9 protein-coding genes are annotated in these 9,586 nt (G+C 63.7%); 5 read left to right on the top strand and 4 right to left on the bottom strand.

The window, feature by feature from the left end; translation table 11 throughout:
• A partial coding sequence (trxB, locus tag WBQ77_RS00620) for a thioredoxin-disulfide reductase (protein WP_424058443.1) occupies window positions 1-846 on the top strand: 846 nt, incomplete at its 5' end.
• A gap of 31 nt (window positions 847-877) precedes the next feature.
• Here the strand turns inward: trxB and WBQ77_RS00625 are convergent.
• Window positions 878-2,575 (bottom strand): OPT family oligopeptide transporter, encoded by a 1,698-nt coding sequence (locus WBQ77_RS00625; RefSeq protein WP_424058445.1) that lies wholly within the window; start codon window positions 2,573-2,575, stop codon window positions 878-880.
• 255 nt (window positions 2,576-2,830) lie between these two features.
• Between WBQ77_RS00625 and WBQ77_RS00630 the strand changes: the two genes are divergently transcribed.
• The 3 genes from WBQ77_RS00630 to WBQ77_RS00640 all read left to right on the top strand — a co-directional run bounded on the left by WBQ77_RS00630 (window position 2,831) and on the right by WBQ77_RS00640 (window position 4,900).
• On the top strand, window positions 2,831-3,214 hold the full coding sequence (locus WBQ77_RS00630) for a phasin family protein (RefSeq protein WP_424042894.1): 384 nt from the start codon (window positions 2,831-2,833) through the stop codon (window positions 3,212-3,214).
• A 277-nt stretch (window positions 3,215-3,491) separates the two neighbouring features.
• Window positions 3,492-4,298 (top strand): lytic murein transglycosylase, encoded by an 807-nt coding sequence (locus WBQ77_RS00635; protein WP_424058447.1) that lies wholly within the window; start codon window positions 3,492-3,494, stop codon window positions 4,296-4,298.
• The gene (locus WBQ77_RS00640; protein WP_424058448.1) at window positions 4,298-4,900 is read left to right on the top strand and encodes a thermonuclease family protein; all 603 of its coding nucleotides are present in this window, start codon (window positions 4,298-4,300) and stop codon (window positions 4,898-4,900) included. Before WBQ77_RS00635 ends, WBQ77_RS00640 begins: the two co-directional genes overlap by 1 nt.
• A 97-nt stretch (window positions 4,901-4,997) precedes the next feature.
• Here WBQ77_RS00640 and WBQ77_RS00645 read toward each other — a convergent pair whose 3' ends face one another.
• Window positions 4,998-6,227 carry an aminotransferase gene (locus WBQ77_RS00645; protein WP_424058449.1) on the bottom strand — a complete coding sequence of 410 codons (1,230 nt, stop codon included), beginning with the start codon at window positions 6,225-6,227 and terminating at the stop codon, window positions 4,998-5,000.
• Window positions 6,228-6,401: 174 nt separating this feature from the next.
• Window positions 6,402-8,450, bottom strand: coding sequence for an elongation factor G (locus tag WBQ77_RS00650; RefSeq protein ID WP_424042890.1), 2,049 nt, complete (start codon window positions 8,448-8,450; stop codon window positions 6,402-6,404).
• Window positions 8,451-8,651: 201 nt separating this feature from the next.
• Here WBQ77_RS00650 and WBQ77_RS00655 point away from each other — a divergent pair, with 201 nt between their 5' ends.
• Window positions 8,652-9,014 carry a hypothetical protein gene (locus tag WBQ77_RS00655; RefSeq protein ID WP_424058451.1) on the top strand — a complete coding sequence of 121 codons (363 nt, stop codon included), beginning with the start codon at window positions 8,652-8,654 and terminating at the stop codon, window positions 9,012-9,014.
• A 198-nt stretch (window positions 9,015-9,212) separates the two neighbouring features.
• Here the strand turns inward: WBQ77_RS00655 and WBQ77_RS00660 are convergent.
• Window positions 9,213-9,586, bottom strand: a 374-nt coding sequence (locus WBQ77_RS00660) for a VOC family protein (RefSeq protein WP_424058453.1), incomplete at its 5' end; no start/stop codon positions are given.

The following is a 9,586-nucleotide window of genomic DNA, read 5'->3' on the forward strand; positions in this document are numbered from 1 at the left end:
GGCGGCCAGATGACCATCACCACCGATGTGGAGAACTACCCGGGTTTCGCCGAAGTGATCCAGGGCCCGTGGCTGATGGAACAGATGCGCGCCCAGGCCGAGCAAGTGGGCACGGAGATGACCTCGGACACCATTGTCGAGGCGGACCTCTCCCAGCGCCCTTTTCGGCTGACAGGCGATAGCGGCGACGAGTATCTGGCGGACGCGCTCATCATCGCCACCGGTGCGAAGGCTCGCTGGCTGGGCCTGCCCACGGAAAACAAGTTTCAGGGCTTCGGCGTATCCGCTTGCGCGACCTGCGACGGGTTCTTCTATCGCGGGAAGAACGTGATCGTGGTGGGCGGCGGCAATACGGCCGTCGAGGAAGCGCTCTATCTGGCGAACCTCGCGGACAAGGTGACCCTGGTGCATCGCCGCGACGAGCTGCGGGCCGAGAAGATCCTACAGGAGCGCCTGTTCAAGAATCCGAAGATCGAGATCCTCTGGGATCACAACCTCATCGAGGTGATGGGCGACGACGACCCGCTCGGTGTCACCCATGCGAAGCTGGCCAATACCAAGACCGGCGACGAGACCACCATGGACATCGACGGCATCTTCATCGCCATCGGCCATTCGCCTCAGACCGATTTGTTCAAGGACCAATTGGATCTGAAGCCCGGCGGCTACATCCGGACGGTGCCCGGGTCGACCGAGACAAGCGTCGATGGTGCGTTCGCGGCCGGCGACGTCTCCGACGACGTCTACCGCCAAGCCGTGACCGCCGCCGGCATGGGCTGCATGGCCGCCCTGGACGTGGAGCGTTATCTGGCAAACGTGGCAACCCACGCGGAAGCGGCCGAGTAGCAGGTTCTAGGCATCTTCACACGAGGCGCCGTCAGAACCACACCGACGCGACGCCGAAAAGGCTTTCGCCCGCCACCAGCCCCGCTGCCACGCTGAGCAGGAACCGCGCGGCCCAGTTAGGCGCGAATTTATGCGCGATGGCGGCAAGGGCCGCCCCGGCGAACAGCATCAGAGACGTGCTGGCTGGGATCACGAAGGCAAGGCCGAGCGTGGCCCCGCTCGGCACGATGACGAGATGTTTCGGGTCCAGCCAGCGCTCCACCAGGGCCAGAACGACGCCGAGCACTGCACCCGCCCCCATCGCGGCGAGCGCCGACGGCTCGATACCGTGGAGCCCCTGACTGAGCGCTTCTGCCACGGCCTTCCAAACGGCGACCGCCGGGGCCGGCCATTCCGCCGTGAAGAGCTGCGTGGCGGGATCGGGAATCAACATCAGATAGACCAGACTGCTGACCAGGCTCCCGACCACGATCCCGGCGCACTGGGCTAAGACCTGACTCGTGGGATGCGCGCCGACCTCATAGCCCGCGCGGAAATCGTTCAACAGGTCCGCCGATTGACCCGCCGCGCCGCCCGCGACATTGGCCGTCATGAGATTGGTGATGGGATGGCCCGGCGCCATCATGCCGAACGTCAGCTGGGAGACCTTGCCGACCGCGCCGATGGGGGCGACCGAAGTCTCGCCCACTACCCGTGCCGCCACCGTCGCCAACGCGAAAGCAACGGGAATGGACGCAAGCGCCATGGTCCAGTGCACATCGAACAAGATGATCTGGAGCACGATGGCCAGCGCGGCGGACAGCGCGAAGCCCGCGAATTGCAGCTTCCCGCTGCTGGGCGTGTGCCTACCGGCATGCCTATGTGGATGTGGCTTTGAGGACTCTAGCAGCGAGACCCCGAAGCTTGTGAGACTCGCCGCCACCATCACGGTGACGCCGGGCCAGAGGAGCCAGCTGACGAGTGGCTCGAACCAGCTGCTCTCGCCATGATCAACAAGAACGATTCCGTGGTCGATCAACGCCGGCCCGATCAGTCCCCAAGCCACGAGGGCGCCCACCAGGAGACCGAGCCCAGCGCGCAGGCCGATAATGCCGCCAAAGCCGAGCAACAGCAGCGATGGATCGAAGACGAAGGTGAGCTTCGAGGCCGTCAGCGAGGGCCCCAGCCGCGGAATGTGCCAGACGAACTTGTCGGCCACGTTGAACAGCACCGCGCCGACGAGAGAGGTCATCAGGACCTTGACCCGGCCCATGGCCTCCCGCTTGTGAGCAAACATGTCCCGCATGGTCTGGGCCGTGGCCATGCCGGCCGGAAACACCAGTTCGGATTTCTCGATGAGCCGCGGCCGCAGGAACCAGCCGATCCAAACGCCGAGAAAACTCACTGAAAAGACCCAGACCGTGAGCGTCGCCCAAGGCAGATTCTCGCCCGTCAACACGGCCAGAGCCGGAATGGGCGCCACGAGCCCGCTCGACGTGATGGCCGCCGCGGCCGATGCGGTCGTTTGGTTGATGTTGCTTTCGAGCATGCCCCAGGAGGGCCGCCCCAAGAGCCGCGAGACCGGCGCCCAGAACGCGAAGGCCATGAGCAGGGCCGTGATCGACATGTTGAATGCCCAGCCGATCTTCAGTCCTGAATAGACATTGCAGGGGGCCAGGACGGCGCCCAGGATCAGGCCGGTGGCAAGCGCGCGCGGCGTCAGCTCCCTTTCGGAGGAACGAGTACCCACTTTGGCCGCCGAACCCGTCTTAAAGGTGTTGTGGATCCGCGCCATTTGTTGAGCTAACTGCCACGAACACGTCGCCTTACCAAGCGAGAATTGGCAATCAGGGCCTTCGGCACCCGGGACCGGGCGGGTTCCCGCAGCAAGCGTTCCTTAAGGCTCCTGCCATAGCATTCTAGGGCGAATATGTTGTATTCTACGCTAGCTACCGAGTTGGGCTCAGAGCCCTTTGAAGGATAGAGCCGGGCTGAAGGGGACCACATGAATAAGAAGCAAATGTTCGAATTTCCACCAGACATGCGTGACTTGGCCGAAAAAAACGTCGAGCAAGCGCGCGTCGCCTATGGCCAGTTCATGGAGTTCATGAGCGAAGCGATGAATGCCTGGTCCTCCTCGGGCGTGCCGGAGGCGAAGAATTTCAAGGCGCTTCAGGATCGCGCGATTGGGTTTGCCAAGGAAAACGCCGAGCGCTCTTTCGCGCTGGCGAGCGAGCTGTCTCAGGCCCGCGACCTGCAACAGGTCATGACGCTTCAGAGCCGCTACGTGCAAACGCAGATGCAGACATTCGGTATCCAAGCGCAGCAATTGTCGTGGCTGATGGCGGACGCCCTGCAGAACATGCAGTCGGGACGCACGAAACTCTAAACAACCAAGCGCTTAGAGACGCAAGCCAAAGACCTTGAACGTCTCGCGCTGGTGGACGCGAAAGCGGCTTCCGGACAGTGTGCGTGTAAAATACGACCCCAACCATCAGGGGCCGATTGCCAAGCACGGAATCCGCACGTTACAACGGCTCCCGCGGGGAAAAGAGCATGGCTTGATAAGCTTGCGCGGCTGTAGAACGCTCAAGTGGAGGATAGGCAAGGACGGCGGCTTGGCGCGACGGTCTCGCCGAGCGCCTTAAGGACGATGGAAGGCCCTGATGGCGTATACTCGATTGATCGCGCTCGCGAGCGCCCTTCTCATACTTGCCACCGCCCCGGCCCTTGCCGCGCGTTGCGGCAACAACGCATCCGGTTTCGAAAAATGGAAACGGTCCTTCGCGCAGGAGGCCAGGGCCAACGGTATCCGCAAGCGCGGCATCAATGCTTTGATGGGAACGAAGTATTCCTACGGCACCATCAAGGCGGACCGCGGCCAGCACAGCTTCAAGCTGTCTCTCAATCAGTTCATGAAGAAGCGCGGCGCGTCCGCCATCGCCTCGCAAGGCAAACGCTACAAGCGGTCGAACGCGGCACTCTTAAAAGCCATCGAGCGCCGCTATGGCGTCCCCCCCGGCCCGCTGCTTGCCATCTGGGGCATGGAGACGGGCTTTGGCCGCTACATGGGACGGCAGAACACGCTCTCGGCTGTGGCCACCCTCGCCTATGACTGCCGCCGCCCGGACTTCTTCAGGCCGCACCTCTACGCCGCGCTTCAGCTCATCGATCGCGGAAGCCTGAGCTCCCGTCAGGTTGGAGCCATGCATGGAGAAGTGGGGCACACTCAGTTTTTGCCGCGGAACGTGCTGGTCTACGGCGTCGACGGCAATGGCGACGGCCGCGTCGACCTCAACAACAAGGCCGACGCACTCGCCTCGACCGCTAACTTCCTACGCGGCCATGGCTGGCGGCCCGGCGCCGGTTATCAGCCCGGGCAGCCGAACTATCGGGCGATCCAGGGTTGGAACGCGGCCGGCGTGTACCAGCAGACGATCGCGATCGTCGGTGCACAGATCGATGGCGGCTAATGGCCCGGCGCTCGTCATCTAAGTCCGGGAGCAAAACCACATCCAGCCGGCGGCGCTCCCGGTCGACAAAGCAGACGCTGGCCCAGCAACTGGGCAAAGCGATCGCGCTGCTGCTCGTGCTGGGGCTGGTGCTGCTGCTCAATCGCTATTGCGGGCTGGAATCCGAAATGATCGGCCCAAGGGCAAAGCTCGTGGCCATTGACGGCGATTCACTGCGGGCCAGCAACGGGGAAAACTACCGGATCTTCGCCATCGACGCGCCCGAGCTGCACCAGACCTGCACCGACGCCAAGGGCAAAGAGTGGGATTGCGGCCGGGCCGCCAAGAAGGAACTCGCAAAGCTCATCAAAAGCGGCGAGGTGTCCTGCATCGAGCAGGCGACAGACAAATACGGCCGGAACGTCGCCCAGTGCCGCGCCAAGGGCGTGCCTGACATCGGCGAGACCATGGTGCGGAAAGGCTTCGCGATCGATCTCGGCCGAAAGACCGGCTACGCCTACGCTGGTGTGGAAAGCGAAGCCCGCGCGGCAGGCCGCGGCATCTGGGCCGGAACGTTCCAGCGGCCGGGTGCCTGGCGCCAGGACAACCCGCGCAACAACTAGCGGCTCCCCCAAAACAAACGGCCGGCACCCTTTCGGGCACCGGCCGTTGTCAAATCGCCTTGTGCAGCGGGCGCGAAGTGCCCTCCGCAAGTCCGGCCTACGCAGCTTTGGCGTAGTAGGACTTCAGCTGGTTCAACACCGTCGCCTTGTCGAATTCGGCGCCCATGGCGAGCATGGCGTCGGCAAAGCGGCTGGTGATTTCGGTGATCTGCTCAGGTGTAAGCTGGTTGAGGATACCGATACGGACCTGAACCGGCTCCGACAGGGTCGGCCAAATGCCGAAGCCCTGGGAACGGGCGCCCTGCACCAGCTCCTTCTCGCGGCCGGCGAGCTTGCCCGGCAGGTTCAGCACGATGAGGCTCGGCATGTTCGAGGTGACCTCGCAGCCCATGGCCTCGACAGCCTGGCGCAGCGCGGCCTCATGGTACTTGTAGTCCGACGCCTTACGGCCGCGGCCATAGCCCAGAATGATGCGGAGCGCCTCATGGAAGGCCGCGACCGCGTAGCCCGAATGAGTCCGGTGATAGGACGGGGTGTCCACATCCTTGCCTTCGATGATGCCCCAATGGCGGGCCTCGAAGATCGGATTGTGCACGAACGAGTAGCAACCGCGTGCCTTGAGGAGCTCGATAGCATTGTCAGTGAAGCTGACGGGCGCATAGGTCAGCGGCAGGGACAGCACGCCCTTCTGCGGACACGAGGCCCAAGCCACGACACCCGGATAGTCGTCGATGTTGAAGTCGCCAACACCGAGGCTCGACACCGCATCGACGAGGCCCATGACACCGTGCTTCACGCAGGCATCGGAGAAGCCCTGAATGTCGTTCACGCGGCCGGAACCGGTCTCCCAATGGGCCATGAATGCCCACATGGGCTTATGCTCGGCAAGCGCGGCGTCCACGATCTCGGCCGTGACGGACTGGCCATGCGGCACTGAGACGGTGTGAACGTTGGCGGGATGCGGGTCGAGAGAGTCGGCTGCAAGGTCCTCAAGCGCGGAAGCCTTGATGCGGATGGTGAGATCGTCGATGCCCGAAAACGTGCCATTGACGAAAGACACCACCTTGTCGCCCGGCAGGATCAATCCCTCCATGGAGTCCAGGCCGCTCCAGCCTGTGCCGGCCACGCCGAACGTGAAGAGGTTTTTCGTGCCCCACAGGTCGCGGAGCATGTGCTTGGCCTCGATCATGCCACGCAGTACATCCGCCTGCATGTGGTCGGCGACGCCCGCCTTGGCGAACGCCTCGAGAACGCGCGGATCCGTATTGCCGGGCCCGGGGCCTGCGGCAAGTGTCTCTGGGATTTCGAGCGCTGGGAATACTGTCATGGAATTACCCTCTGGAAGCTAACTGTCATCGGACGAAAGTATAAGGCCCAATCGTCTACCGGTCTGGGCAGCGGGGGGCAAGGCCCGGGGTCAATATTTGGTAGCTCCGAGCCTATCAAACGCCCCAGATCGAATCACCCCGCGGGCCAGCCCCTAGAGCCGGACTTGGCCCCATCAGGCGGCCTGGTCGCGGCGATGGGACAGAACCTGGTCGGCGGCCTTGCCCACCAGCTCGGCCAAATGGTCGTGCCGGGCCTGGAATGTCCCCACGCCGGCCGTCGCCGACCGCAGCTCCACGATCAGGGTTTGGATCTCGGCTTCCGGAATATAGGCCTGAACCACGTCCCAGCCCTGCCAGCCCGGACGGGCGTCAAAGCCGAGAATCTGACCGCGATGGGACGAGACGATCGAATTAACCCGGGGCGTCGCCTCCGAGGGGATCGCTATTTCCACCGCCATGACCGGCTCGAGAAGCACAGGCTGGCACTGAGGCAGCCCCTCGGTCATCGCCAGCCGTCCGGCCTGCCGGAACGCCATGTCGGAGCTGTCCACCGAGTGGTACGACCCATCTACCAAGCAGACCGCCACATCCACTACCTGAAAGCCAAGCGGACCCGAGTGAAGATAGTCGCGCACGCCGTGCTCGACGGAGGGGATGTAATTCTTCGGCACCACGCCGCCGGTGATGGTCTCGGAAAAGTCGAAACCGCCGCCCCGAGGTTGCGGCTTGATGGTGATGACCACATCGCCGAACTGGCCATGGCCGCCCGACTGCTTCTTGTGGCGGCCTCGCACCTGTGTCGGCTTCCGGATCGTCTCCTTGTAAGGGACCTCCCGCGGATAGGTCGCGGCGCCCGCACCGTATTTGCGGATCAGGCGCTCCAGGGCGACGCGCAAATGCATCTCCCCCTGCCCCCACAGGATCATCTGCCCCATGTCCTGCTCGTGGGCGATGGAGATCGACGGGTCCTCCTCGATAATCTTGGCCAGACCCGTGGTCAGCTTCACCTCGTCCTTCTTCTCCTTGGCGACGAGCGCCAGACCGAATACGGGCTCGGGCATGGGAGTCCGCGCGATAGCCGGTACGGACCCCTTCTCGGTCGACAAGGTATCCCCCGTCTCCACGCTCTCGAGCCGCCCGAAGGCTACCGTGTCGCCGGGCCCGGCGGGGCCGCGCTTCACGGGCTCCTGCCCCAGGACGTAAAACGTGCCGGCGATGCGCTCCTCGGCCTCGCCGCCGAAGACGGCGTCCCCGTCGGCAAAAGTGCCCGCGAGCACACGCGCCAGCGTCAGCTTTCCCGCATGGGCCGTGTGGATCGTCTTCATGACGACCGCGCAGGACGCGGTATCGCCGACACCGAGCCGTTCGGCGGCCGCTTCGACGAAAGGCGCTTCGTGCCGGAGCGCCTTCAGGAGCCGGACGATGCCGTTGCCGTTTTCCGCCGAGCCCAAAAGCACCGGACAGATCACCCCTTCGCGCAGGTCCAGCGCCAGATCGTCAAAGACCTTGTCGCGCGGCGGCGGCACATCTTCCAGAAGCTGTTCCATCAGCTCGTCGTCGTAATCGGCGAGCTGCTCCAGCATGGAGAACCGCGCCTCCTGCTCCCGCGCCGTGAGCGCGTCGGGAATGTCGATCACCTCTGATGTGGCATGCTCACGATAGACATGGGCCCGCTCCAGGGCGAGATCGATGAAGCCGCTAACAATGCCGCCTTCCCAGATAGGGACCTGTCGCAGGACGAGGGGCACGGTCGAGGCCGGCTGCAACATCGGAATGATGTCGCGGACGCGGGCTTCCGCTTTGTCGATCTTGTTCAGGAACAGAAAATGGGGAATGCCTCGGTCCTCGAGCTGCTTCAAGATCAGCTGCAGCGCCGGCACCTTTTTTGCGTCCGGCTCGCACACGACGACTGCCGCGTCGCAAGCCGCGAGCACATTGGCCGCATCGGCCTGGAACTCGATCGAGCCCGGACAGTCGAGAAATGTGAAAGAGTCTCCGAGATAGTCGACCGTGGCGGCATTGAGCTCGACGCTCATACCGTGATGGCGAGCCTCTTCGGACGCGTCGCCGACCGTATTGCCAGCTGCCGCCGTACCCTGCCTGTTGATGGCGCCGGTCCGCGCCAGAATAGCTTCAAGAAGTGTCGTTTTACCGCTGAGATAGGGGCCAACCAGTGCGATGCAGCGAGCGCTGCGGGCTGGTTGGCCCTGCGCTTGGCCCATATCTTCCTCCCTTGGCAAACGCGCAAAGATGGGCCGTTTTTCCGGCCCTTCGTCCTTCCGCGAGCCTTCACGACGCCATCGTGACAAGTGAAACCGGCTCTGGCAAGGGGCCCGTCCTCAAACCCGCGACGAGGCGTCCTCGCTTCTTAAGATCCGGCCATTCAGACAGTATGGTATCGCCATCGCTGCAAGGGGTTTCTCATGCACCTCGTCACCGCGTTCGCGCTGCTGGTTCTTATTTCGCTGTCGCCGATGTCCATCGGCAAGGATCGCGCTAAGGCATTTTCTGCTCAACCCGTGCCAGGCGCGACGCTGGTGAGGCGCGCAAAATTCGTTTGCGGCGACACACCACAAGGCTATCGCTGCCGCACTGAAAGCGGCGCCATACGCCGCGGCAAGATGATGAAGATCCCGAACAGTAAGCCGAGCGCCCCTTCAGACGGGGCTTCCGGCGGCGCCCCGTGGGGCGGCGGTACGCTTTGGGGCGGCGGTGCGCTTTGGGACAGCAACAAGAAAGACGCGCCCGAGTCTGCAACTGGCGCGGCGGGTGGGGGGCATAGCTAGCGGCTGCCCGGCGAACACCGAGCGCCTCGGCGGCCACTGCATCCCCTACAAGCAAAGCTGCACGCGAGGTCTGGTGGCGAACGCCGCGCCGCAAAGCTGCCCCAACGCGCGAAAAGCTCGTCTCCGACTTCCGCTCCGACGGGCTGAAGGATTGCTGCTGCCGCATCTATAGTCAGAATTGACGCGCCGCGATCGCGGTCACTCCGCGTGCGGCCCAAGTGGCTGTCCGTATGAAAATTCGACGATATAACCGGTCGGGTCCTTCACCCCGCAGAGATAGCCCGTAGGCGGAGCATAGTCCCTCGGCACCCAGTGCAGGCAACCGTCCTGCTTGGCAAGCGCGGCGATCCGATCCACCTCCTCGCGTGTGGCAACACCGAAACCGTAATGAGTCATATCGCCTTCCGCCTGGTCCCGGACTACGCCGCCGCCGAGTAGAACCAGAACGAACCTGTCCCCTGCACCAGGGCTGGCGAGCCAGACGACGCGTTTGTCGCCCTCGCCATGTTCCATGACGATCTCCATGCTGCAATAGCGCGCGTAGAAGCCGATGGACTTTTCGAGGTCCGCAG

Origin of the sequence: Methyloceanibacter sp., from assembly GCF_049590335.1 — a bacterium.
GTDB lineage: Bacteria > Pseudomonadota > Alphaproteobacteria > Rhizobiales > Methyloligellaceae > Methyloceanibacter.